This window comes from Buchnera aphidicola (Melanaphis sacchari) (assembly GCF_003096055.1).
GTDB classification, from domain to species: Bacteria; Pseudomonadota; Gammaproteobacteria; order Enterobacterales; family Enterobacteriaceae; genus Buchnera; species Buchnera aphidicola_P.
Genome location: NZ_CP029161.1, coordinates 492,226 through 517,531 on the forward strand (window position 1 = coordinate 492,226; position 25,306 = coordinate 517,531).

Sequence of the window (25,306 nt, forward strand, 5' to 3'; positions counted from 1 at the left end):
TATCTCGCTAAATATATTTAAATTGCTTTAAAAATTTTATATCATTTTCAAAAAAAGATCGAATGTCAGAAATGCCATAACGCAACATAGTTATCCTTTCAACACCTATGCCAAACGCACAACCTGAATAAATGTCTGAATCAATATTAACTTTTTTAAAAACTAAAGGATGAACCATTCCGCATCCCAATATTTCTAACCACTTTCCATTCTTGTTCATAATATCTACTTCTGCAGAAAGAACTGTAAAAGGAAAATAAGACGGTCGAAATCTAATAGAAACTTTTTTATTAAAAAAATAATATAAAAAATTGTATATAATCCACTTTAAATTTGAAAAATTAATTTTTTTATTAACTATCAAACCTTCAACTTGATGAAACATTGGAGTATGTGTAGCATCGTAATCATTACGATACACTTTTCCAGGGAAAATAGATTTAATTGGAGGTTTTTTTTCTTTCATTAATCGAATTTGCATGCTAGAAGTTTGAGTGCGTAATAATCTATTATTATCAAACCAAAAAGTATCATGAGTATTACGAGCAGGATGATTTTTAGGTATATTTAAAGCATCAAAATTATGATATTCGTCTTCAATTTCAAAACCATTAACTGATTGAAATCCTAGTTTATCAAAAAAGTGTTTTATGCAAATAATACTCTGATTTATTGGATGAAAAGAACCATTATTTACATGTCGCCCTGGTAAGGATACATCAATCTTTTCCTCTTTAATACGCTTATTTAAAAAAAAATTATTTAATTCATCTTTTTTAGAATTAATTTTTAATATAGTTTTTTTTTTAATTTTATTAATATCAAGACCATAATTTCTTTTTTCTGTATCAGAAAGATATTTAATTTTTTTTATATACTCTGAAAAAATTCCTTTCCTACCTAAGTATTTAATTCGTATTTCATCTAATTCTTTCAAGTTATTTACATTATTTACTTCATTTTTAATAATGAAAAATAATTTTTTTAAATCGAACATATTTGTACTCTTTTATATTTTTTTATTCATGTTATATAATTTACAGCTTATAAAGCTTCCATAAAGGAAGCTTAGTGTTTTAAAATTTTAAAAATTAATACAAATTCAATTTAAAAAATGTAAAAAATAAAAATTAAATAGTATTTCAATAAGAAGGGAGATAAATTCCCCCTTTTATATTTTAAAAATATTTTTTTATAATAAAGCTTCTTTTGATGTTTTGACTAATGAATGAAATGAAAATTTATCAAAAATAGCAATATCAGATAACATTTTTCGATTAATATTAATAGAAGCTTTTTTTAATCCATGCATAAAACTACTGTAAGACATTTGACTTTGTCGAACTGCAGCATTAATACGAGCAATCCATAATGTGCGAAAATGTCTTTTTCTTTGACGTCTATCACGATAAGCATATTGACCAGCTTTAATTACTGCTTGGCATGCCACTCTATAAACACGAGAACGAGCTCCATAGTAACCTTTAGCTTGTTTTAAAATTTTTTTATGACGAGCGTGAGCAGTCACACCACGTTTTACACGAGCCATTAATATCCTTTCCTATTTATAAAGTTTTATATAAAATAAATTTATACATATGGTAAAAAAGATTTAACTTTACTCATATCCCCTTTAGATACTAAAGTTTTAGATCGAAGATGACGTTTTTTAGTTGTTGTTTTTTTGGTTAAAATATGACGTAAGTTTGCTTGTTTACGCTTAAATTTACCAGATGCAGTTTTTTTAAAACGTTTTGCTGCACTTTTTAAAGTTTTTATTTTTGGCATACAATATTTCGTTGAAATTGTTAAAATAAAAAGTAAAAATTTATAAAGATATATTTATTTTAAATGTTTTTAATTTAAAATATTATTTCTTTTTGGGCGCTAATACCATAATCATTTGGCGACCTTCAATTCTAGATGGAAACGATTCAACAACAGCTAATTCAATTAAATCATTTTTTACTCTATTTAATACATTAATGCCAATTTTTTGATGCGCCATTTCGCGACCTCGAAAACGCAAAGTAATTTTTACTTTATCACCGCATTCTAGAAAGCGAATTAAATTACGTAATTTAACTTGATAATCTCCTTCATCTGTACTAGGTCTAAATTTTATTTCTTTCACTTGAATTATTTTTTGCTTTTTTTTCTGCTCTTTAGATGATTTACTTTTTTCATAAAGAAATTTTCCATAATTCATAATACGACAAACTGGTGGTTCTGAATTTGGACTGATTTCTACTAAATCCAGTCCTAGATCTTCAGCTTTTTCCAACGCTTCACGCAAATGAACTATACCTATTTGATCGCCTTCAGAACCTGTAAGGCGAACTTTTTTCGCACGGATTTCATTATTAATACGATTTGGCCGTGTAAATTGCATTTTTTTTCCGCCTTTGATACTTTATTCCTCCATTTGAAAAAAGCTATGCGTAATAATTTCTTTTTGCAGCTTTTTAATAAAATAATCAATATCAATACAATTTAAATTCATACCATTTCTGCTTCGAATAGATATTTTTTCAGATTGAATCTCTTTTTCTCCGCAAATAAGTATATATGGAATTTTATGTAATATATGTTCACGAATTTTTAAACTTATTTTTTCGTTTCTTGTATCTGAATCAACACGAATATTAAAACTCGAAAATATTTTTACTAATTTTTGAACGTAATTAATTTGGGCCTCAGTAATACTTATAATTACTACTTGAATAGGAGATAACCATGTAGGCAAACTACCAGAGCATTCTTCAATTAAAATACCAATGAAACGTTCGATCGAACCTAATACTGCGCGATGAATAATTATAGGAAACTTTCGTTCATTATATTTATTGATATAAAAAGCATTTAAACGAACTGGTAAATAAAAATCAAGTTGAATAGTTCCACATTGCCAATCACGATTCATAGAATCTTTTAAAACAAATTCTATTTTAGGCCCATAAAAAGCTCCCTCTCCTTCTTGATGTTCATAATTTAAATTATTTTGAATTAATACTTCAGATAAATCCTTTTCTGCTTTGTCCCAAATAATATCTTCTCCGATACGATGTTTTGGGCGTGTCGAAAGTTTTACTAATATTTTTTTAAAATTAAATACGCTATATATATCATATATCATTTTAATACAATTATTTATTTCTAATCGAACTTGCTCATGAGTGCAAAATATATGTGCATCATCTTGCGTAAAATTACGAATTCTCATAAGTCCATGTAATGACCCAGAAGGCTCGTTACGATGACAACTCCCAAATTCAGCCATACGAATAGGCAAATCTCGATATGATTTTAATTGTTGATTAAAAATTTGAACATGACCAGGACAATTCATTGGTTTAATACAGTATTCGCGGTGTTCAGATGAACTTGTAAAAATAGCATCTTTATAATTATCCCAATGACCGCTCTTTTTCCATATTAATGAATCTATTAATAATGGTGTTTTAACTTCTTTATATTTGTATTTTATTAGCTTTTTTCGAATAAAACTTTCTAATTGATTAAAAATTATCCAACCATTATGATGCCAAAAAATCATTCCTGGCGATTCTTCTTGCATATGATATAAATTTAAAAAATGACCAATTTTTCTATGGTCTCTTTTTTTTAGTTCATCAATATATTTTAAATATTGATCTAATTCTTTTTTAGTAATCCAAGCAGTACCATAAATACGCTGCAACATTTTACTCTTAAAATTACTCTTCCAATATGCTCCTGAAACTTTTTCTAATTTAAAATTTTTGCAAAAATCAATATTTAAAGCTTGCATTCCAGTATCAAAATCTATGTAACTTTCATGATAATACAAAGAAATAAAATTATTTTTTTTAACGATTTTTTCTATTAAAAATAATTTATATATTTCTTTTTTTTCTTTAAATATTCTTAAAGCATCATCAAATAATACTAATTTGTTAAAAATATCATATTTTTTTTTAACAAGATTCCTCATATTTTTTTCTAATAAAAACAGATCATTTTTTTGAAAATTATTTGAAAAATCTATATCACAGTAAAAACCATATTTTGTAATACCACCTTCTCCAATTTTACATGAAGGCCAAGTTTTTTTAGCTGCATAAGCTAATAACTGTACACAAGAATTTCGAATAATATTTAATGCTTTAACATCTTTTTGACTAAAAAAAACAATAAAAGAATCGTTTTTTATTATAGTATTTAGACTTGAAAAAATACCATTAATAGAAACAGAAACAAGAGATTTAATTAAATTACATTTTTTATTTTTTATAACTTCTCTTAATGAGATAGAGTGATTATATACCTGCTGACTTCCATCACAAAATCTTATTACAGGCATTTTTAAGTCCTTGATTGAAAAAATCTGTTTGATAAAAATTTTAAAAAATTTATTTTTTTTAATTAATAAAATATGCTAGTCAAAAATGACTAGCAATTTTAATTAAAAACGACGATCCACTGCATCTGCTAATTGCTTAATAATTAAAATACTATCCTCCCAGTTTAAACAAGCATCAGTAATTGACTGCCCATATACAAGAGGTTTATTTTTTTCCACAATTTGAAAACCTTCTTTTAAAAAGCTTTCAATCATTACTCCAAAAATACTTTTTGAACCTTGAGAAATTTGCTTACAAATAGATTTAGCTACATTTTTTTGACGAAGATGTTCTTTTAAACAATTTCCATGACTAAAATCTACCATTAAACGTTCAATTAAATTAAATTCACGTAAATTTTTAATAGTTAATTCAATATCACTAGCATGATAATTAGGAGTAAGCCCGCCTCTCATAATTATATGTCCATACGGATTTCCACTAGTATGATTAATAGTCATTTGACCATCTTTATTTGGAGCTAAAAATAAATGACGAACTTGCGCCGCTCTAATGGCATCAATTGCAATCCGTGTATTTCCATCTGTACCATTTTTAAAACCAACTGGACAAGAAAGAGCAGAAGCCATTTCTCTGTGAATTTGGCTTTCTGTAGTTCTAGCTCCTATTGCACCCCAACTGATTAAATCTGCAATAAATTGACCAATCACCATATCTAAAAATTCTGTAGCAGCAGGCATGCCTAACGCATTAACATCTAATAACAATTTACGCGCTACAGCAAGTCCATGATTTACTCTAAAAGTACCATTTAAATCTGGATCTGAAATTAACCCTTTCCAACCGACTACTGTTCTTGGCTTTTCAAAATATGTACGCATTATTATTTCAAGACGATCTTGATATTTAATGCGTAAATCATATAGTCGATGAGCATATTCAACTGCAGCAATAGGATCATGAACAGAACATGGACCTATTACAACAAGCAACCTTAAATCTTCACCAGTCATAATACGAGCTATATTTTGTCTTGCCGTAATAACATTATCCATTACTTCTGATGTGATAGCGTATTTTTTTGCTAATTCAGATGGAGTAATTAATGGATCAATTCGTATTGTACGTAATTCATCTGTTTTTTTCATTTTGTTCTCTAAATGATTTTTTTATCCTGAAAAGAATAGCAAGATGTGATAAAATCACGATAAACTAACTAGTCATTAACTCTTTATTCAAAAAAATTATAAAAATTCTGAATTATTGAAATATTAAAAAACATGATTTTTAAAAAACATCAATAGTATACTTTTTAATACAATGACAGAAGTTTAAAACAGGAAATAAAATGAAGATAAAATCTTAAAATAGTATTATTATATAATATTTTGGCAATTTTTATTATTAAATATAATTAAGTTATTCCGCATAGTATTATACGCTCTTTTTAAGAATATTGTTTTTATTTTTATAGTAACATGGATCGATTGTAATTGATTTAATTTTTTAAATATTAAAAAAGCAATTTTAGATAAATATTTAATGAGAATAACTTAATTATTCTTAGATTTAAAAATAGTATGATGCTCTAAAAAAGAAGAAATAGGAATGCCATAGATCCATGATATTATTAGACGATATAATATTACTAATACTACTGGTCCAACGAATAAACCAATCATTCCAAAAGCAAGTAGTCCGCCAATGACTCCGGATAAAATTAAAAAAGCAGGTAAATCTGAACCGATTCGAATAAATATCGGTCGTAATATATTATCTAAAATAAAAACAAAAAAACTCCAAACTAATAATAATGTACCCCAAGTTGGATTGCTATTCCAATATAGCCATATTACGGAAGGTATTAAAATCGGTAAAGGCCCTAATTGTATTAAACATGAAAAAACAATTAAAATTGTTAACAATGTCCAATATGGAACACCTGAAATTAATAAGCCTAAACCTGATAATACAGCTTGAATTAAAGAAGTTACAACTACGCCTAAAGCGATAGCTCTCACTGCCTGAGATGCAAGAAAAACAATAGTTTCTCCATTTTTAGAGTTAAGACGAAAAGCAAATTGAAAAATAATACTACTAATTTTTTCGCCATTCCAATATAAAAGCACACTAAACAGCAGCATTAAAGTTAAATGCATAATAAATAATCCAAAATTTTTTGCTTGAATAATAAAAAATTCTGTGGTACGCCCCATGTATGGTCTAACTTCGCGAATTAATTCACCTCCATCACTATCTAATAACTTTTGATAACTAATAAAAACTTTCTTTCCAATAAGTGGTATATTTTGAAGCCAAATGAGTTCTGGAAATTCTAAAGTATTTGAACTAAACCAATGAATAAGAGGTATAGTAGTTTCAATTAAACTATTTACTAAAAATACTATTGGTAGTATAAATAATAATAGCAAAATAATCATCATACTTGCAACGGCGACTAATCGTCTACCTCCTAATAATTTTTTTATTTTTAACATTAAGGGCCATGTTGCAATAACAAGCATACTCGCCCATGAAAATCCTAATATAAAAGGTCGCATAATTAAAAAACTAGTAACGCTCATAGCAATAATAAATATTAGTGATAAAATAAACTGCGAGAAATCCATTTTTTCTTTTGGATTTTGCATATAATTGTTTCACCTCAATATTTTATATTATAAACAAATTTAAAAATAAAATTTTTACTTTATTAAAAAAATTATAACATTAAAAATTATAAAAATAATCTATAAAAAATATTTTTATTAAAAATAGAATAATTTTTTATATCCTATATAATTTTATGTAATTTTGTCTGCATATATTTAAATAAGAGATAATATATGAAAAAAAATGAAATAAACACTCATATTCCAGAAACAACTAAATGGAAAGAAATTTCAATAACTAATAAAGCAAAACAACAAATATTGTATTTAATGAGTCTTAATCCCGAAAATAAAGGAATAAGACTAAGTATAAAAAAATCTGGATGTGCAGGTTTTCGTTATTCAATGAAATTTATAAAAAATCAAAAAATTATACAAAAAAACAATCAAGAAGATAAAATATTTTATTGTGAAGATATATTGATACATATTTCTTGGAAAGAAATAATATTTTTTAATGGAATAAAAATTGATTTTATAAATGATAAAATAAATAAAGTATTTAAATTTTATAATCCAAAAATAGAAAAATTTTGCGGTTGTGGAGAAAGTTTTTCAATATATTAATAAGTATATTAAATGTAAAAAATGATTTATATAAATTTAATTCCAATATATAAGACAATGATGTTTTTTTCCTCTAGTTAATAGAGTAAACTGATTAAATAATTTATCATTGTCATGAATAATATAATTTTTATCGACTATTTTTTTGGAATTAATAGAAATTGCATTCGATTCAATCATATTTTTAGCTTGAGTTCTAGATTTTGCAAGAGAAGATAGTATTAAAGCTTCTTGAATATCTTTTATTTGATTTACTTCAATAGAGGGTATACCATCTTTTTTTAATTGCTTCAAATCTGATTTTTTTATGTCATTAATTTTTTGAAAAAAAAGAAATTTTGTAATTCGTTCTGCAGCTAATAAATTTTTTTTTCCATGCACTAAGGCTGTTATGTTTTTTGCTAAAAAAGATTTATCTTCAAAAATTTGATTTTTATCAAATTTGTTTTTTTCGCGTTGATTGATATCTTTAATATCTAAAAAAGTAAATAATTTTAAAAAATTATATACATGTGAATCTTCTATATTCTTCCAAAATTGATAAAACTTATATGGAGTAGTTTTTTTTGGATCTAACCAAATAGTTCCTGATTCTGTTTTTCCGAACTTAACACCATTAGATTTTAATAATAAAGGAATAGTTAATCCATAAGCTTCTTTTTTAGAAATTCGATTGATTAAATGCATACCTGAAGAAATATTTCCCCACTGATCAGATCCTCCAATTTGTAGAGATACTCCATATTTTTTATTTAATATAAAAAAATCATATGCTTGTAAAAGATTATATGAAAATTCAGTAAAAGATATTCCTTGATCTACTCTTTTGATACGCTGCTTAACAGACTCTTTATTAATCATAGTATTAATTGAAAAATGTTTTCCAATATCACGAAGAAATGACAAAAGACCAGCTTTTTTAAACCATTTTTTATTGTTTAATAATAATGCAGGATTAGAAAAACAATGAAAATCTAAAAAAGAAGATATTTGTTTTTTTATTTTCAAAGACCATTCATCAATAATATTATTAGATTGCAGCAACCTTTCTTTTTCTTTGAAACTAGGATCACCAATAAGACTTGTTGCTCCTCCTATTAAAGCTATAGGTTTATGACCAAAAATTTGAAATCTTTTAAGAATTAATAAAGGCAATAGATGACCAACATGTAAACTATCTTCTGTAGGATCAAACCCACAATAAAGAGAAATACAATTATTGTGCATTAATTTTACTAATGCCTCTTTATTTGTAATATAAGATATTAAACCCCGTTGGTTTAAATCATCAATTAAATTATTCGAAAGCATTAAAAAAATCCCCCTTAAAATAAATTTATATTTAAAAAATTCTATTTAATATTTAATAGTATTTAAAAAATTGCTTTTATTAATAAAATATATATTAAATATTTTTAATTAATATCAAAATCTATAAACCATTGTACATTTTGAAAAACTGAAAAACACTCAATAATACCTATCGCTTGTCTCAACATATTTTTTAAAAAAATACATGAAGAACATTGTATAAGCAATTGATAAGAAAATTTTATTGAATTTCTTTTAAAAAAAGTAGGATGAGGTCCTATAAACCATAAAGAAGTATTATGTTTTTTAAATTTATTTTTTAAAATTTTTTGTATAACTTTTAAGAAAATCAGATCTAGATTAATTTTTTTGCTTTTAGAATAAATTATTATTTGATAATTCCAAGGTGGTAAGGAAAATTGTTTTCTCAAAAGTAATCTTCTACGTGCAAAATAAAAATATTCATTTTTAAGTAGTTCACTTAAAAATGGATTATCAAAAGATGAAGTTTGTATTAATATTTTTAATTTTTCTGAATTTTTTGAAACTAAATTAGTTAAATTAAAATAAAATTGAGCAAAATAATCTATTGCATAAAAATTAAAAGAAAATAAATAATAATCAATATTCGTGAAACCAATTAATTTAACGTAAGGAAAATAGTAATTCTGTGCTACTTTTGTCGTAGTAATAATTATACAAGCATTAGAAATAGGAATCGTAAAAAAATTAACATATGATTTTTTTGTTAATTTAGAATTTTTATTCAATAAAAAAAATAAAGGTATTTTGGGAAAAATTTTTTTAATATTTTCTTTTACTCTCTTTATTCCAAATTTAAATATAATTAAAGATAAATTTTTACAATTTTGACAAAATAATGGTTTTTTTACATTAATCAAGCAATGACGACAAAATAAAATATTACTATTTTTTTTCATTTCAAAAATATCATCACAGATATTACATTTAAACGCCCATTTACAATAACGACAAATTAAACCAAAAAAAATAAAATCTAATTTATGAAAAATTAATAACACTGGATAATTTCTTTTTAAAGTTTTAAAAACCTTACATATAAAAGATAAAGACAATCCGCTTTTAATTTGTTCTTTTTTTAAATCAATAATATTTTTTTTTAAAATAAGAGAACAGTAATTTTTTTGATTAAAACTGATAAAGGTACATTTTTTATGTATCACTCTATGCAAAATTTTAAGAGAAGGCGTTTTTGAGTCTAAAATAATAGGTATTTTTTCTTTATATGACCTTAATATTCCTAAATTTCTTACATGATATCGACATTGATTTAAATTTTTATAAATTGGATGATGCTCTTCAGTAACGATTATTAAACCTAAATTTAAAAAAGGAAAAAAAACACTTTTATTCGTACCTATTACAATAGAATTTTTTCCATTTTTTGTTCTAATCCATTTTATTAAATAATCTTTTTCATTTATTTCTGAATGAATAACATCAATATGCACATTAAAATATTTTTTTAAAAAAAATAATATTCTAAATACATCTTTAATAACAGGAGTTAAAATTAAAATTTGTAAATTTTTATTTAAAACTTTTTTAATCAATCCCAAATAAAATTTCACTCTTAAAAATAAATTTGTTTTAGTGACTAAATATGAAGAAAAATAATTTTTTTTTAAAATAGAATTAATTTGAAAAATAATTTTTTTATTCAAAAAAATATTTTTTTTAACCTTTAATTTATACTTTATATTAAATATATTTTCTTTGTAAGAATTTTTTTTATGCAATTTATTCAAACATTTTTTAAAAATTTTTTTAATATAAATTTTTTCTCGTTTAAAAAATATTTCATAATCTTCTTTAGGAATTATATAATCTTTAGTTAAATATCTAGGTAGTACTTCAAAAAAAATTATTCCTATAGGACAAAAATAAATCTTATCTAACCACGTTAAAATATATAATAAAGATTTACTATAAAAAGATTGATTATCAATAGATTGTTTAATAAATTTAAAATTTAAATTATCTATATTTTTAATATTAGAATAAGAAATTATAATTCCCATTCTATTTTTAGAACGAAACGGGACAATAACGCGACCGCCAATTACTGGTTGCATTGCATCAGGCATAAAATATTTAAATGATTTTCTAATAGGAATAGGTAAAATAACATCTAATATAATCACTTATATACCCACATAATTATAATTTTTTACTAAATTCACATAATTTATTTATTAAACAAATATTGCATTTTAAAGCTCGCGATCTACAAATATATCGACCATGCAAAACAAACCAAAAATGAATATTTTTTTTAAACAGTGATGGAACTACACGATTTATTTTTTTTTCAACTTTAGCAACAGAATTTCCTCGAGCAAATCCAGTACGGTTAGATACTCTAAAGACATGTGTATCTATAGGAATAGTTTTTTTATGAAATAATATATTTAAAATAATATTCGCTGTTTTTCTACCGACTCCTGGTAACGATTCTAATTCAATACGGTGTTTAGGAATTTTATTATTATATCGATTAATAAGAATTAATGAAGTATTAATAATATTTCTTGCTTTTTTATTATATAAGCCAAGGCTGTTAATATAATTTCTTAATTTTGTATAACCTATCTGTAAAATAGATTGAGGCGTATTAGCTACTTTAAACAATTTTCTAGTAACTTTATTCACCATAATGTCAGTGGACTGGGCAGATAATATTACTGATATTAACAATTCAAAACCAGAAGAAAAAATTAATTCAGTTTTTGGAGTAGGATTATTTTTATAAAACAATGATAAAATTTTATAACGTTTTTCTTTATTCATAATTACTTAATAAATTATTATTTATGTTTAGAAAAAGAACATTGCAAACATTTTTTTTTTAATTTTTTTCCATTCAAATAATTTTTAAAAGCAATAATACATCCTAATAAAAAGAAACCACCCGCAGGCAATATAGCAAAAATAATTGTGGAATTTTGATTTATTAAAATTAAATTATATGAAGAATGAAACATATTAAAAAATTTGTTTATACCAAACAAAAAAGTGCCATTTCCAAGCATTTCTCGTATAAAACCTATTAAAAACATTGCAAATGTCGATCCTAATCCTATTAAAAAACCATCACTGATAGAAAAAAGAAACGAATTATTATAAGCAATAAAATCAGCTCGTCCAATAATGATACAATTAGTTACTATTAATGGAATAAAAATCCCTAAGGATTGGTACAAGTAAAAACAATACGCATGTAATAACATTTCTATACAAGTTACTGATGAAGAGATAATTATTATATAAATAGGAATTCTAATATCTTTAGGAATAATTTTTTTAAAAATAGAAACAATTCCGTTTGTTATAGTCAATATAAAAGTAGTCGTTATACCCAATCCTAAAGAATTAATTGCATTAGTAGTAATAGCTAATACCGGACATAACCCTAAAAGTTGTACTAAAGAAGAATTATTATTCCATAATCTATTTCGTAAAAATTTTTTAAATTTATACATATTTTATATTCTTATTTGATTTTTATAAAAATAGTTTTATAAAGAAAATAATAATGGTATTTTTTTTATAAAAATTACTGTTCTTTTTACAGCATTTGAAACAGATTGCGGTGTAATAGTAGCACCTGTAAATTGCTCAATTTTTCCGCCATACTTTTCAACTAAAAAATGATGATCATTTAAATTTTTTACGCGCATATTATTAAATTTAGTAATCCAATTGGAACGAGATATTTCAATATTATCTCCAATTCCTGGCGTTTCCTTGTGCGACAATACTCTTACACCAATAATTTTTCCATTAAAATACGCTGCAACTAAAATATGAATAGATCCGGAATAACCATCTGGAGCAATGCTTTCAACAATAGCGCCTTCTTCTTTATGATTATTATTTAATAATAACCATACGTTATGATTATTTTTGTCTCCCAATAAATTATCTTGTACTAAATACGAATTTTTTCTGATATGATTTCGCATATTTAATGGTAAAACTTGTTCTAGAAACACTTTTTTTTCCTTTTCTTGTTGATATAATATTTTCTCTTTTGTTAAGTAATTAACATAAACTACAATAGATAAAAAAATAGAAGAAAAAATACTGATCAAAAATGAATTTATTAATATTTCTTTAAAAAATTTCATATATTTTTATGACCATATCCAGGTGTTTTTATAAAATGATCAATTAAAGGAACAAGCATATTTGAAAATAATACTGCAAATGCAACTCCATCAGGATAATCGCTGTAATTTCGAATCAACCAAGTTAAAATTCCAATAATTCCAGCAAAAATTACTTTTCCTAAATTAGTAGATGCAGTTGTAACTGGATCAGTCGCAATAAAAAAAGCACACATCATTGTGCCCCCTGAAAAAACATGAAATAAAGGAGAAAGAAAAAAACTCTTTGATAAAAAATAACTTATACTGGAAAGTATAGTAAAAACAGTCAAAAAACTAAATGGAATGCGCCAACAAATAATTTTTTTATATAACAAATATAAACCTCCTAACAAAAAACCTATATTTATATATAAACATGAAGAAATAACCGTTTTATCGTTTTTGATTATTAATTTTTCTTGATAACGATGATCAAAGTGAGATTTAGTTTTAAAGTTATCTAAAGGAGTAGCTTCTGTAAAAAATTCAGGACATATCTTTAGATTATTATTACGCTCTTTTTGCTTCACCAAAATTGTACAATGATCATTGTTATTTTTATGCCAAGAATTAATATATAAAGGAAATGATATTAATAATACAACGTAACCAATCATTGCTGGATTAAAAATGTTTTGCCCTAATCCTCCATATAAATGTTTAGAAACAATAATAGAAAAAAATGAACCTATAAAAATTATCCATAAAGGTAATAAAGGTGGTATACTTAAACTGAGCAAAATACTACTAACAAAAGATGAATTATCAAATAAATGATTTTTTATATCTTTACTACCTAGTTTAAGAGCAATAAATTCAAATAATAAAGAAATTGATGAAAAATAAAATAACTGGATTAATACATCCCATCCAAAAAAATATAATTCAACTAAAAATCCAGGAAAACAAGCTAAAACAACTAAAAACATTATTTTTCTGACATTGTAAGTATTACAAATATAAGGAATATTCATTTTAATAAATTATCGTATTTAATAGAAAAAGCGTGGTAGAAGAATATATTTTATTTTTTTAGTTTTGCGCGTTCTATAGCTTCATGTAACATTTTTCTTCTAATTTCTTTTTGTTCTTTTTTTACATTTTCTATATTTTTAGAAAAACTTTGTTTAGATTTATGCAGAGAACCATCTATAAAAGAATTCTTTTTTTGGTTAAATAATCTTTTTTCTCTATTCTTGAAGCAAGATAAAAAAAATTTTTTACGATTATTTTCTAAATTTATATCTTTTTGTATTCTTTTTTCTTTTTTAAAGTATTTAACTAAAGGAATATTACTAGGACATACTTTGTCACATATTCGACATTGAATGCAATCCATAATATTTAATTTTTGTGTCATTTGATGATTATTATTTTTAGAATATAAATACATTTTTTGAGGAATTAAGTTTACTGGGCATAAATTAGTACAATATCCACAATTAATACATGGATACTGAATGATATTTTCATTATTTTTTTTATTTTTTATGTAAATACAATTTGTACCTTTAAATATAGAATCATTTAAATCAGTTATAATATTACTCATAAAAATACCTCCAGAACATATTTCTTGATGTATATTATTCGTAATATTAAGATGATTTAAAAAAAAACGAACAGGGGTTCCTATTTTAACCCAAAAATTTTTAGAAAAAGTATTATTTTTATTGTTATTTAAAAAACTAACAACTCTTTGAATAAGAGGCTCACCGTTAATAATAGCTCTTTTGATAGCATATACAGTAGAAACGTTAAAAACAAGATACCCTATGTTAATAGAGTGCTTTAAATGAGGCACTTCTTTTCCTATTAAAGATTTGATAAGTATTTTACTGCTACCACCAGGATATTTTTTTTTCATAATAAAAATTTTAAAAAATGGCTTATTTTTAATTTTTCTTTTTATATCTTTTATTAAATTTACTTTATCTTGTTGTATAGCAATTAAAATATTTTTAGTTTTAGATATCCAAGATATAATTTCACATCCTAGAATAATTTCATTGAGATAATTTTTTATCAAAGAAAAATCTGCCGTGATATATGGATCGCTTTCAACAGCATTTATAATTAATGTATGTGCTTTGTTAATACTTAATTTTAATTTTCTAGAAGATGGAAATTGACCACCTCCAAGACCAACTATTCCTAATTTATGAATTTTTTTAATTAAATTTTCAGAAGTATATTTTTTATAATTCGTAATTTTTTTTAATCTAATCCATTGATCTAAATAGTCAGAAATGATAACAATTTTTATTTGTTTTTTAGAGCTATGAGAAATTTTTTTTATCCAACCAGAAGTAGGTGAATGAATAGGGACAATATAATCATCTCCAGAAGTTAGAGGTTGACCACATAAAACTCTTTGATTAATTTTTACATTTAATTTTATTTCTTTAAAATTACTGCTGTTTAAAAAAATATAAAATTCTTTAGGTAAGGGCACATAATTTAAAAAATATTCACTGTATTTTTCTTTTATCGGAAAACATTGAACGCCACCTTTAAAATTATATATTTTTTTCTTTTTAAAAAAATTAACAAATAGTTTTTTTAAAAATTTTATAAAAAAAAATAATTTTAACATTTCATGTTGTTCTTTTAATTATTTGTATACAATTTGTTGGACAATGCAATAGACAAATATTACAACCAGTACAATTATTTGGTAAAACTGTATGTATAAAATTAGGCGCTCCAACTATTGCATCTACTGGACAAAACGATGCACATTTAGAACATCCTACACAATTTTCTTCATTAATCCAGACAATAGTATTTTTCTTTTTTCTGCCTTCTTCGCTTATATTTTTAGATACATTCTCTATATTTAATACTTGAGAAATCTTTAATATTAAATCATTTCCACCAGGTAAACATTTATCAAATTTTTCATTTTTATTTACTATTGCTTTTGCATAAGGAAAACATCCAGAATAACCACATTGTCCACATTGACTTTGAGGTAATAACTGATTAATTGCTTCTATAATAGGATATTTTTTTTTCGGAAAAATATATATACTAAAACTAAGTAAAAATCCTAATAAAAATAAAAAAATAGAAAATATGATAACTATGTACATAACTAATTTTTTATTAAACCTCTAAAACCCATAAATATAAGAGACATTAAGCTAATAGTAATAAGCGCAATAGGAGCTCCTTGAAAAATTAAGGGTACATCTGATAAAGATATACGCTCACGTATACTAGAAAATATAATCATAACTAAAGAAAAACCTAAAGACGCACTAATTCCATAAAATAAAGAATCTAAAAAAACGTGATTTAAGTAAAGACTAAATAATGGAATCGCCAAAACGGCACAATTTGTCGTAATCAAAGGTAGATAAATACCAAGTATACGATATAAAAGAGGACTGGCATTTTGTAAAAATATCTCTAAAAATTGTACTCCACATGAAATAATTAACATATATATTATAGTTCTCAAATAAAATAAATTAAATGGAATTAAAATAAAAAAGTTAATTAACCATAATAATATTGTTGAAATTATAATGACGAAAGTAGTAGACAAACTGATACCAATAGCCATTTCTAATCGACTTGAAGCCCCTAAAAAAGGACATAAACCTAAGAACTTTACTAAAATAAAGTTATCAATTAATATATTTGATAAAAATAAAAAAAAATAAAATTTCATGAAATAATTCCATAAATTTATATAAAAAATATTTTTATTCAATAAAATTCTTATAAAATAAAATTATTCTTTTTAAGAAAACGCTCTGTTGTATCTACAATAATTTGAGTACAAGAATCAATTTCAATATTTACTAAATAACCAACTTTTTTTTGACTCATAGTTGTTGATAACAACGTTTCCGGTATAAAACTTACGGAAAACATATTATTTATAATTTTCCCAACAGTTAAACTAATGCCATCTATACAAATAAAACCTTTATAAAAAATATACTTCATCAAGTAAGAATCTGACATTTGAAACCATAAAGTATAATTTTCATCTAATTTTAATATTTTATTAATTATCGCGGTATTCATAACATGGCCTGATATTATATGTCCTCCAATTTCGTCTCCATATTTTATAGACCTTTCAATATTAACATAATCTCCTATATTTAAAATACCTAAATTAGTGCTTTCTAAAGTAATCTGCATAATATCAAAAATAACGTTAAATTTATCAATACCTTTTACAGTTAAACAACATCCATTATGAGCAACAGAATCACCAATCTTTAAATCTTTTAATAATGCAGGAGAAAACCTTACAGTATAAGTATGAAATTTTTTCTTCTTCTTAATTTCAATGATCTTTGAGATACCACCAACAATACCTGAAAACATAACATTCCTTTAAGATAAAAATTTAATATGTTGATAAATTTTAAAATACTATTTGTATAAAATACAAATACTATTATATAATAAAAAATTAATTTCTTTTTTTTAAATTTACGTTCGTAGCTCAACAGGTTAGAGCGCTACCATGACATGGTAGAAGTTAGTGGTTCAAGTCCACTCGAACGTATATAAAAAATAAAATACTTTTTAAAGATAAATAATTAATGATAATTAATACTATTAAAAAACATAAAGAAAAAAAATTTTTAATAGCATACAGTGGTGGCATGGACTCTACAGTACTATTGTATAAAATGTTAAAAATAAAAAAAAAATACCTGATATTCAAATACGTGCTATTCACATCGACCATAATCTTTACTCAAACTCAAAAAGTTGGAAAAATCATTGTATAAATACTTGTAAAAAAAACAAAATACCATTAATAATTGAAAAAATTTTTTATGATTTAAAAAAAATTTCTGAAGAAGTATTGAGAATAAAAAGATATAATCTTATTTACAAACATTTATACTTTGATGAAATATTATTAACAGGTCATCATTTAAACGATCAATGCGAAACATTAATTTTAGCTTTAAAAAGAGGTAGCGGGCCTACTGGAATCTCCGGGATGTCTAAAAAAAATAACTTAGGAGAAAAAAAAATAATACGACCTTTGTTAAAAGAAACAAAAAAAGAACTAAAAAAATGGGCACAGAAAAATAATTTAACGTGGATTAAAGATTTTAGCAATTACAATATTAATCATGATCGTAATTTCATACGACATAAAATCATTCCAATATTAGAAAAAAGATGGCCTTTCTTTTTAAGAAATTGCTTCCGAACAACTACTATATGTAAACAAGAAGTAAAATTAAAAAATATATTTTTAGAAAAAAAAATAAAAAATTTTATTAATTCAAGTAACGATTTAAATATTAAAAAATTTAATCAAATGCCTAAAGAAATAGTTAAAGAACTCATCAGATATTGGATATTGTCAAAAAATGTTAAAGCTCCATCATACAAAATAATTAAATGTATTTACAAAGAAGTTATATTTAGTAAAAAAGACGCTAATCCAAAAATTATTATTCAAAAAAATACAATTAGACGTTATAAAAATTTTCTTTATTTTATAAAAAACCAGGAAAAAATTAATAATATTTTATTATTTTGGCATGATACAGAAAAAAAAATTAATCTTCCAAATAACCTAGGTTATTTAGTAAAAAATAATCAAGGTATAAAAATTCCTGCTCCTAAAAAAAGTCAATTAATTAATATTCGATTTCAACATGAAGGAAAAATATTGATTTTAGGTCGTGATAAAAGAAGAAAAATGAAAAAAATTTGGCAAGAACATAACGTGCCACCATGGTTTCGCAATCAAATTCCTCTTTTATTTTATGACGATTATTTTATTAGTGCATTAGGTATATTTACCGTTATAAACGAAAAAAAATATAAGAATTCTTGGAGAATATCTTGGATAAACAAAATAAAAAATAATAATTCATTTTTATTTTATTAATTTTAATATTTATTAATATAATTTAAAAATTCTTTAGCATTAATTCGCTCGTATAATTTATGAAATTTATTAATTTTATGAGATAACAAAGGTTTTTCAATATTCTTCCAAGTTAGTTTAGACATTAAAAAAAGTTCTGATTTTTTGGCTAAAACTGGAATAATTGGTTTTAAAAAAATTATAATTATTCTAAACAAATTAATTCCCATGGTACAAATCATATGAACAGTATTTGTATTCCCATTTTTAACGTTTATCTTCCATGGTTTTTTTTTATTAATATATTGATTAGCTACATCTAATAATTTCATACATTCTCGAACAACTAAATTAAAATTACGATTTTCAAAAAATTCTTCAATGCTTTTTTTCGAATTTACAAAATTTTTATATAATTTATAATTTTCTAATTCATTAGATAAAAAACCATCAAAATACTTATAAATAAATACAGAAGTTCTAGAAGCTAAATTAACTAGTTTATTAACAATATCATTGTTGATTTTATAAATAAAATCATCTACATTCATTTCAATATCATTAATATTATTTGTTAATTTACTAGCATAATAGTAACGTAAACTATCAGAATCAAAGAATTTAATCCAATCCGAAGATTTAATTAATAAACCTCTAGATTTTGATAGCTTCGAACCATTAACAGTTAAATGACCGTGAACAAAAATACCGCTGGGCTTACGAAAAGAAGAAGATTCTAATATCGCTGGCCAAAACAAAGTATGAAAGTAAATAATATCTTTTCCAATAAAATGATATATTTCACATTGAGAATCTTGATTCCAAAACTCTTCAAAATTTATATTTTTATTTTTATAACATAAATTTTTAAAAGCACTCATATAACCAATAGGAGCATCTAACCAAACGTAAAAATATTTATTTGAAAAATTTGGCACTTTAAAACCAAAATAAGGAGCATCTCTAGAAATTCCCCATTCTTTTAAACCTATTTTTAACCATTCTTCAGTTTTTTTGACTACTGATTTACTTAAAACCCCAGAATGTATCCAAGAATTTAACATATCAGAAAAAATCGGTAAATTAAAATATAAATGCTTTGTACTTTTTAAGACCGGAGTAGCACCAGAAATAACAGAAACAGGATTTATTAAATCTACAGGTTCATAAGTAGAGCTACATATTTCGCAATGATCTCCGTATTGATCTTTAGCACTACAAAGAGGGCAAATTCCTTTAATAAATCTATCTGGTAAAAAAATATTTTTTATATTATCATAAAATTGAAAAATTCTTTTTTTAAAAACAAGTTTTTTCTTGGTTAAAGATAAAAATATCTTTCTCAATAAGAATAAATTTTCTACGCTATGTGTAGTATGATAATTATCATGAAAAATATTAAAATTTAAAAAATCTTTTTTATGCTCTTCTTGAATTTTTTTAATTAATTTTTTTGGTGAAATACCTAAACTTTGAGCTTTTAAAATAATAGCAGTACCATGAGAATCATCTGCTGAAACAAACCAAACTTCATTATTGCGCATTCTTTGATAACGCACCCAAATATCTGCCTGAATATGTTCAAGCATATGTCCAATATGAATAGAACCATTGGCATAAGGTAAAGCGCAAGTTACTAAAATTTTTCTAAATGCGTGAGACATGATATTTTATATCTTTAAAATAAAATGATATAATATACAAAATTTAATGAATCGTAAACTATTCATTTAAAGACGTAATAAATATTTTAATTAAAAATTCAAAAATAAAAAATTTATTCTTTATAAATACGACTTGGAACAACACCTTTTTGAATTTTATATTTTGCTTCATAACGAGAGTTATAAGGATGTCTCACTGATTGAGAAAGTAACTCAAAACTCAATGCTGCAATCTTTATTCCAGGACTTAAAACCAAAACTAAACTACCTGCATTAAATATTTCTAAAACAATATTTCCATTCCAACCTGGATCAATACGATGGGATGTTACATGAATCATTAAACCAAGTCTTGCTAAAGAAGAGCGACCATCCAACCAACCAACTAAATTATCAGGTAAAGTAATGCTTTCTAAAGTAGAAAACAAAGCTAAAGATCCTGGTTTTAAAAAAAAAGGTTTTTCTTTAGAGAAAATTTCTTCCTCGCTCATAGAATTTTTTAAATCTAAATCAATTTTTTTTTGAGAATTTGTTAAATCAATACAAGAAATAATATGATCATAAAAAATACGAAATTTATTACCAAGATGAAGATCAAGCGTCACTCCATTAATCACTTCATTTTTTGGATAAGGCGTAATAATTAATTTTTTTTTATTTAGCCATATTTTAATATCTTTGTCACACAATCGCATTTTCTTACCTATGCATAAATATATGTTATCAAATAATATCATTAATAGCAGATAGATATATGTTTTATATTATCTTCTGCTATTCTGAATAGTTAATTATTTATAAAATGTTATGATTAATATTTTCTAATAAAAATTTATATTGATTTTATTAAAAAATTAATCTTTAACTAACCAATCAGTATGAAAATATCCTTTCTTATCAATTCTTTGATAAGTATGAGATCCAAAATAGTCTCTTTGCGCTTGAATCAAATTAGCTGATGAAACGGGTGTTCTATAACTATCATAATATGATATAGCAGATAAAAAAGCGGGAATAGGAATACCATATTTAATTGCATGTATATTAACATTACGCAATGCGCTGTGATATTCATTAGATATTTTTGAAAAATAAGGTGTAAGTAATAAATTAACAACGTTGTGATTACTATCAAACGCATCTGTAATTCTTTCTAAAAAACCTGCTCGAATAATACAACCAGATCTAAAAATTTTAGCAATTTCACCATACTTTAAGTTCCAAGAATACTTTTCAGAAGCTCTCTTCAATTGAGAAAAACCTTGTGCATAGGAAATAATTTTTCCTAAATATAAAGCTCTTCGAACTTGTTCAATAAAATCATTTTTATTTTTGATTAATGTTTTCTTTAAAAGGGGCCCATTTAATATTTTTGCCGCTAAAATACGCTGTTTTTTTAAAGAAGATAAATATCTTGAAAATACAGATTCTGTAATTAAAGAAAGTGGTTCTCGTAAATCTAAAGCATTTTTACTAATCCATTTCCCAGTACCTTTGTCTTCTGCTTCATCTAAAATAGAATCTATTAAATAGTTTTCTCCTTTATCTTTTCTTGAAAAAATATTTTTTGTTATTTCAATCAAATAACTATTTAATTCTCCTTCATTCCAATAAGAAAAAGTATTAGATAATTCTTCGTTACTCATGTTTACTAAGTGTTTTAATATAAAATATGATTCTGCAATTAACTGCATATCACTATATTCAATCCCATTATGAATCATTTTAACATAATGTCCTGAACCGTTAGGTCCGATATAACTTACACAATCTTCACCTTTAAATTTTGCAGATATTTTTTTTAGCATAGAAGAAATAAGATTGTATGCTTTTTGAGAACCTCCTGGCATAATAGATGGACCATGTAACGCTCCAAATTCTCCTCCAGAAACTCCCATGCCAATAAAATGAATACCTATTTTCAATAAATCATTATATCTTCTTATAGTATCCTTATAAAATGTATTACCTGCATCAATTAGTATATCTCCTTGATTTAAATATGGAAGTATTGATTCAATAGTTTGATCTGTAGCTTTTCCAGATTGAACCATTAATAAAATTCGTCTAGGTTTTTCTAAAGAGTGAATAAAATCTTTTATAGAAAAATATGGAAAAATATTTTTTCCTTTATTATTATTTATCACTTCTTCTGTAACCAATCGAGTTCTATTAAAAATAGATACACTATATTTATTTTTTAAAAAGTTTAGAGCTAGATTACGCCCCATTACTGCCATACCTACCACGCCAATTTGTTTTTTAGACATTCTTACTCCAATATAAAACATATAATATTTATGAATAAATATCTTTCAAGTATTAGTTTACTAAATACTAAAAATTACACAATAAATAATATTATAACTATTTTAAATGTTATCTTGCATAAAAAATTTTTTAAAAATTATAAAAATTTTTTGACAAGAAAATTATATTAACTTTAATTAAAAACATAATTGGCAGATTTTAATTGTTTAAGAAAGAAAAAATTTTTATACATATATTAAATTTTATTTGACATTTTTATTAAAAATAATATAAATTGAGCGTTTTTTATTAATTTAAAAACTTATAATTTTTTCATTTTTCTTTTTTTTAAATTTTCAATAACCAAATTAAAATTTAAATTTTGATCATGTAATAAAACGAGTAAATGATAGATTAAATCAGATGATTCATTAATAATTTCGTTTGAATCTTTTTTCATTGCTGCTAATATTGTTTCTATAGCTTCCTCACCTACTTTTTGAGCTATGCGTTTAGTTCCAGAATTATATAATAGCGAAGTATATGAATTTTTTATATGAGATTTTTTTCTATTTTCTATAATCTTTTCTAACTGATAAATAAAATTTAAATAGCTCTTATGAAGAGAAAAACAGCTATATTTATTTAAATGACATGTTTTTCCAATAGGATTAACAAATATTAATAACGCATCAAAATCGCAATCCATATTTATATTAATAACTTTTAAAAAGTTTCCTGATGTTTCCCCTTTTGTCCATAAACGTTTTTTAGTTCTAGAATAAAAAGTTACTAATCCTTCTTTTTCTGTTTTTAATAACGCTTCTTTGGTCATATATCCATGCATTAAAACTTGATTAGATAAGTGATCTTGTATTATAGTTGGTATAATACCTTCTGTTTTTTTCCAATTTAATTTATCAAGATAACTGTTATTATTTAACATATTCTAATTTCTATACCTTGTTGTACTAAAAAATTTTTTAATCTTTTTATATTTACTATTTTTTTATGAAATACTGAAGCTGCTAAAACACCATCTACATTTGTATAATGAAGAGCATCATAAAAATGTTCCATTTTACCAGCACCTCCTGATGCAATTAATGGAACTTTGCAGATTTTTCTAACATCATTCAATTGTAGTAAATCATAACCTTTTTGTAATCCATCTTGATTCATCATATTTAAAACTATTTCTCCAGCACCATTTTTTTGTACTTTTTCTATCCAATCTAGTGTTTCCCACTCTGTTTGATATGTTTTTTGCACATCTCCTGTATATTGGTAAACCATGTAGGATCGTTTTTTTTTATCAAACCACGAATCAACTCCAACAACTACACACTGCGTTCCAAATTGATCTGCAATTTTCGTAATTAATTTAGGATTCATTAACGCTGCTGAATTTATTGATATTTTATCAGCACCAAAAGATAAAATATTTTTTGCATCTTCTATACTTTTAATACCTCCAGCAACACAAAAGGGAATATCAATTACCTCTGCAACTTTTTTAACCCAAGATTTATCAACTAATTTATTTTTAACAGAAGCAGAAATATCATAAAAAACAAGTTCATCAATACCTTCTTTGGTATAACGTTTAGACAAATGTATAATATCACCTACAATCTCATGATTTTTGAATCTAACACCTTTTACAACCCTTCCATCTCTTACATCAAGACATGCTATTATGCGCTTTGCTAGCATTTTAATGCCTCTTCTATTGTAAATTTTTTTTCTAATAAACCACGACCAATAATAATACTATCTACTTTACTTTTTTTTAAGTTTACAATATCTTCTAAATTACCTACTCCACCTGATGCTTGAAATTTTATATTTTTAAACTTTTTTACTATGTCTTTATATAATAGAATATTAGGACCAGATAAAGTGCCATCTTTAGATATATCCGTACATAAAACATGTTTTAAACCAAAAGGTAAGAAAAAATCAATGATTTCTTCTAAAAGAAATTTAGTATTTTCTTGCCAACCATGAATTGCTACTTCTTTTTTTTGATTTACAGTATCAATACGAATATCTAAGGCTAAAACAATGGACTCTGAACCATAAATTGTTAACCATTTTTTTACTTCTCTTTTATTAATAATTGCCGCAGAACCTATGACAACTCTTTTAATACCTAACTTAAAAAGTGTGTTTATATCATTTTCATTTCTAATTCCACCTCCTAATTGAATCGAAATATTAATTTTTGGAATAATATCTTTAAAAAATTCTAATTGTTTTTTTTCTGAATTTCTTGCTCCATCTAAATCCACAAAATGAATAAATTTTATACCTTTAGATGCATATAATTTTAAATTTTCATATAAATCAATATCGTATTTTTTTTGATTTAGATAATTGCCTTGGTATAAACGAACAACATTACCATTAATAAGATCAAATGCTGGAATAATCATAT

General features: G+C 24.2%; 25 protein-coding genes and 1 tRNA gene. 3 read left to right on the top strand and 23 right to left on the bottom strand.

What is annotated here, in order from left to right:
* Window positions 1-7: 7 nt before the first annotated feature.
* From pheS to ydiK, 7 genes are all read right to left on the bottom strand, one after another.
* Window positions 8-997 (bottom strand): phenylalanine--tRNA ligase subunit alpha, encoded by a 990-nt coding sequence (pheS, locus tag DD681_RS02400; protein ID WP_158341412.1) that lies wholly within the window; start codon window positions 995-997, stop codon window positions 8-10.
* A gap of 195 nt (window positions 998-1,192) precedes the next feature.
* Complete coding sequence (gene rplT, locus DD681_RS02405; protein ID WP_158341413.1) at window positions 1,193-1,549, bottom strand: 50S ribosomal protein L20; 357 nt, start codon at window positions 1,547-1,549, stop codon at window positions 1,193-1,195.
* Between the two features lie 41 nt (window positions 1,550-1,590).
* On the bottom strand, window positions 1,591-1,788 hold the full coding sequence (gene rpmI / locus DD681_RS02410; protein WP_158341414.1) for a 50S ribosomal protein L35: 198 nt from the start codon (window positions 1,786-1,788) through the stop codon (window positions 1,591-1,593).
* An 82-nt stretch (window positions 1,789-1,870) separates the two neighbouring features.
* A complete protein-coding gene (infC, locus tag DD681_RS02415; protein ID WP_158341415.1) occupies window positions 1,871-2,410 on the bottom strand; it encodes a translation initiation factor IF-3 in 540 nt (179 codons plus the stop codon).
* A 3-nt stretch (window positions 2,411-2,413) separates the two neighbouring features.
* A complete protein-coding gene (gene thrS, locus DD681_RS02420; protein ID WP_158341416.1) occupies window positions 2,414-4,342 on the bottom strand; it encodes a threonine--tRNA ligase in 1,929 nt (642 codons plus the stop codon).
* A gap of 102 nt (window positions 4,343-4,444) precedes the next feature.
* Window positions 4,445-5,491, bottom strand: coding sequence for a 3-deoxy-7-phosphoheptulonate synthase (locus DD681_RS02425; protein ID WP_158341417.1), 1,047 nt, complete (start codon window positions 5,489-5,491; stop codon window positions 4,445-4,447).
* A 405-nt stretch (window positions 5,492-5,896) separates the two neighbouring features.
* Window positions 5,897-6,994, bottom strand: coding sequence for an AI-2E family transporter YdiK (gene ydiK / locus DD681_RS02430; protein WP_158341418.1), 1,098 nt, complete (start codon window positions 6,992-6,994; stop codon window positions 5,897-5,899).
* A 195-nt stretch (window positions 6,995-7,189) separates the two neighbouring features.
* Between ydiK and DD681_RS02435 the strand changes: the two genes are divergently transcribed.
* On the top strand, window positions 7,190-7,582 hold the full coding sequence (locus DD681_RS02435) for a HesB/IscA family protein (protein WP_158341419.1): 393 nt from the start codon (window positions 7,190-7,192) through the stop codon (window positions 7,580-7,582).
* A 36-nt stretch (window positions 7,583-7,618) separates the two neighbouring features.
* Here the strand turns inward: DD681_RS02435 and tyrS are convergent, their stop codons facing one another.
* The 10 genes from tyrS to DD681_RS02485 all read right to left on the bottom strand — a co-directional run bounded on the left by tyrS (window position 7,619) and on the right by DD681_RS02485 (window position 17,436).
* On the bottom strand, window positions 7,619-8,893 hold the full coding sequence (gene tyrS, locus DD681_RS02440) for a tyrosine--tRNA ligase (protein WP_158341420.1): 1,275 nt from the start codon (window positions 8,891-8,893) through the stop codon (window positions 7,619-7,621).
* A gap of 104 nt (window positions 8,894-8,997) precedes the next feature.
* Window positions 8,998-11,079 carry a primosomal protein N' gene (priA, locus tag DD681_RS02445; protein WP_158341421.1) on the bottom strand — a complete coding sequence of 694 codons (2,082 nt, stop codon included), beginning with the start codon at window positions 11,077-11,079 and terminating at the stop codon, window positions 8,998-9,000.
* 16 nt (window positions 11,080-11,095) lie between these two features.
* Window positions 11,096-11,725: an endonuclease III gene (gene nth, locus DD681_RS02450; protein WP_158341422.1), complete on the bottom strand. Its 630-nt coding sequence runs from the start codon at window positions 11,723-11,725 to the stop codon at window positions 11,096-11,098.
* A 17-nt stretch (window positions 11,726-11,742) separates the two neighbouring features.
* Window positions 11,743-12,417: an electron transport complex subunit RsxE gene (rsxE, locus tag DD681_RS02455; RefSeq protein WP_158341423.1), complete on the bottom strand. Its 675-nt coding sequence runs from the start codon at window positions 12,415-12,417 to the stop codon at window positions 11,743-11,745.
* A gap of 36 nt (window positions 12,418-12,453) precedes the next feature.
* Window positions 12,454-13,065 carry an electron transport complex subunit RsxG gene (gene rsxG / locus DD681_RS02460; protein WP_158341424.1) on the bottom strand — a complete coding sequence of 204 codons (612 nt, stop codon included), beginning with the start codon at window positions 13,063-13,065 and terminating at the stop codon, window positions 12,454-12,456.
* Entirely contained in the window at window positions 13,062-14,060 is a 999-nt protein-coding gene (locus tag DD681_RS02465; RefSeq protein ID WP_158341425.1) for an RnfABCDGE type electron transport complex subunit D, read from the bottom strand. Before DD681_RS02465 ends, rsxG begins: the two co-directional genes overlap by 4 nt.
* 50 nt (window positions 14,061-14,110) lie before the next feature.
* Window positions 14,111-15,682: an electron transport complex subunit RsxC gene (gene rsxC / locus DD681_RS02470; protein WP_158341426.1), complete on the bottom strand. Its 1,572-nt coding sequence runs from the start codon at window positions 15,680-15,682 to the stop codon at window positions 14,111-14,113.
* Window position 15,683: 1 nt separating this feature from the next.
* Window positions 15,684-16,181 (bottom strand): RnfABCDGE type electron transport complex subunit B, encoded by a 498-nt coding sequence (locus DD681_RS02475; RefSeq protein ID WP_158341427.1) that lies wholly within the window; start codon window positions 16,179-16,181, stop codon window positions 15,684-15,686.
* 2 nt (window positions 16,182-16,183) lie between these two features.
* Entirely contained in the window at window positions 16,184-16,765 is a 582-nt protein-coding gene (rsxA, locus tag DD681_RS02480; protein ID WP_158341428.1) for an electron transport complex subunit RsxA, read from the bottom strand.
* A 50-nt stretch (window positions 16,766-16,815) separates the two neighbouring features.
* Window positions 16,816-17,436: a riboflavin synthase subunit alpha gene (locus DD681_RS02485; protein ID WP_158341429.1), complete on the bottom strand. Its 621-nt coding sequence runs from the start codon at window positions 17,434-17,436 to the stop codon at window positions 16,816-16,818.
* Between the two features lie 110 nt (window positions 17,437-17,546).
* Here DD681_RS02485 and DD681_RS02490 point away from each other — a divergent pair.
* Together DD681_RS02490 and tilS are read left to right on the top strand one after the other, a co-directional pair.
* A tRNA-Val gene (locus DD681_RS02490) sits at window positions 17,547-17,620 on the top strand.
* 177 nt (window positions 17,621-17,797) lie between these two features.
* The gene (gene tilS, locus DD681_RS03190; protein ID WP_315968470.1) at window positions 17,798-18,973 is read left to right on the top strand and encodes a tRNA lysidine(34) synthetase TilS; all 1,176 of its coding nucleotides are present in this window, start codon (window positions 17,798-17,800) and stop codon (window positions 18,971-18,973) included.
* 2 nt (window positions 18,974-18,975) lie between these two features.
* Here the strand turns inward: tilS and metG are convergent, their stop codons facing one another.
* From metG to hisA, 6 genes are all read right to left on the bottom strand, one after another.
* Window positions 18,976-20,616, bottom strand: a complete 1,641-nt coding sequence (gene metG / locus DD681_RS02500; RefSeq protein WP_158341430.1) for a methionine--tRNA ligase — start codon at window positions 20,614-20,616, stop codon at window positions 18,976-18,978.
* Window positions 20,617-20,729: 113 nt separating this feature from the next.
* A complete protein-coding gene (gene dcd / locus DD681_RS02505) occupies window positions 20,730-21,311 on the bottom strand; it encodes a dCTP deaminase (protein WP_158341431.1) in 582 nt (193 codons plus the stop codon).
* Window positions 21,312-21,470: 159 nt separating this feature from the next.
* Complete coding sequence (gndA, locus tag DD681_RS02510; RefSeq protein WP_158341432.1) at window positions 21,471-22,886, bottom strand: NADP-dependent phosphogluconate dehydrogenase; 1,416 nt, start codon at window positions 22,884-22,886, stop codon at window positions 21,471-21,473.
* Between the two features lie 302 nt (window positions 22,887-23,188).
* Window positions 23,189-23,812, bottom strand: coding sequence for a bifunctional phosphoribosyl-AMP cyclohydrolase/phosphoribosyl-ATP diphosphatase HisIE (gene hisIE / locus DD681_RS02515; protein WP_158341433.1), 624 nt, complete (start codon window positions 23,810-23,812; stop codon window positions 23,189-23,191).
* A complete protein-coding gene (hisF, locus tag DD681_RS02520) occupies window positions 23,806-24,582 on the bottom strand; it encodes an imidazole glycerol phosphate synthase subunit HisF (RefSeq protein WP_158341434.1) in 777 nt (258 codons plus the stop codon). The genes hisIE and hisF overlap by 7 nt, the downstream gene beginning before the upstream one ends.
* Window positions 24,576-25,304 carry a 1-(5-phosphoribosyl)-5-[(5-phosphoribosylamino)methylideneamino]imidazole-4-carboxamide isomerase gene (gene hisA / locus DD681_RS02525; RefSeq protein ID WP_158341435.1) on the bottom strand — a complete coding sequence of 243 codons (729 nt, stop codon included), beginning with the start codon at window positions 25,302-25,304 and terminating at the stop codon, window positions 24,576-24,578. The genes hisF and hisA overlap by 7 nt, the downstream gene beginning before the upstream one ends.
* Between the last annotated feature and the right edge of the window lie 2 nt (window positions 25,305-25,306).

Coding starts and splice junctions, on each gene's coding strand:
- ydiK (WP_158341418.1), bottom strand. CDS start 6,994: ATGCAAAATCCAAAAGAAAAAATGGATTTCTCGCAGTTTATTTTATCA.
- pheS (WP_158341412.1), bottom strand. CDS start 997: ATGTTCGATTTAAAAAAATTATTTTTCATTATTAAAAATGAAGTAAAT.
- tyrS (WP_158341420.1), bottom strand. CDS start 8,893: ATGCTTTCGAATAATTTAATTGATGATTTAAACCAACGGGGTTTAATA.
- hisF (WP_158341434.1), bottom strand. CDS start 24,582: ATGCTAGCAAAGCGCATAATAGCATGTCTTGATGTAAGAGATGGAAGG.
- metG (WP_158341430.1), bottom strand. CDS start 20,616: ATGTCTCACGCATTTAGAAAAATTTTAGTAACTTGCGCTTTACCTTAT.
- DD681_RS02435 (WP_158341419.1), top strand. CDS start 7,190: ATGAAAAAAAATGAAATAAACACTCATATTCCAGAAACAACTAAATGG.
- hisIE (WP_158341433.1), bottom strand. CDS start 23,812: ATGTTAAATAATAACAGTTATCTTGATAAATTAAATTGGAAAAAAACA.
- gndA (WP_158341432.1), bottom strand. CDS start 22,886: ATGTCTAAAAAACAAATTGGCGTGGTAGGTATGGCAGTAATGGGGCGT.
- thrS (WP_158341416.1), bottom strand. CDS start 4,342: ATGCCTGTAATAAGATTTTGTGATGGAAGTCAGCAGGTATATAATCAC.
- hisA (WP_158341435.1), bottom strand. CDS start 25,304: ATGATTATTCCAGCATTTGATCTTATTAATGGTAATGTTGTTCGTTTA.
- rpmI (WP_158341414.1), bottom strand. CDS start 1,788: ATGCCAAAAATAAAAACTTTAAAAAGTGCAGCAAAACGTTTTAAAAAA.
- DD681_RS02475 (WP_158341427.1), bottom strand. CDS start 16,181: ATGTACATAGTTATCATATTTTCTATTTTTTTATTTTTATTAGGATTT.
- rsxG (WP_158341424.1), bottom strand. CDS start 13,065: ATGAAATTTTTTAAAGAAATATTAATAAATTCATTTTTGATCAGTATT.
- DD681_RS02465 (WP_158341425.1), bottom strand. CDS start 14,060: ATGAATATTCCTTATATTTGTAATACTTACAATGTCAGAAAAATAATG.
- rsxC (WP_158341426.1), bottom strand. CDS start 15,682: ATGTTAAAATTATTTTTTTTTATAAAATTTTTAAAAAAACTATTTGTT.
- rsxE (WP_158341423.1), bottom strand. CDS start 12,417: ATGTATAAATTTAAAAAATTTTTACGAAATAGATTATGGAATAATAAT.
- nth (WP_158341422.1), bottom strand. CDS start 11,725: ATGAATAAAGAAAAACGTTATAAAATTTTATCATTGTTTTATAAAAAT.
- rplT (WP_158341413.1), bottom strand. CDS start 1,549: ATGGCTCGTGTAAAACGTGGTGTGACTGCTCACGCTCGTCATAAAAAA.
- DD681_RS02485 (WP_158341429.1), bottom strand. CDS start 17,436: ATGTTTTCAGGTATTGTTGGTGGTATCTCAAAGATCATTGAAATTAAG.
- DD681_RS02425 (WP_158341417.1), bottom strand. CDS start 5,491: ATGAAAAAAACAGATGAATTACGTACAATACGAATTGATCCATTAATT.
- dcd (WP_158341431.1), bottom strand. CDS start 21,311: ATGCGATTGTGTGACAAAGATATTAAAATATGGCTAAATAAAAAAAAA.
- rsxA (WP_158341428.1), bottom strand. CDS start 16,765: ATGAAATTTTATTTTTTTTTATTTTTATCAAATATATTAATTGATAAC.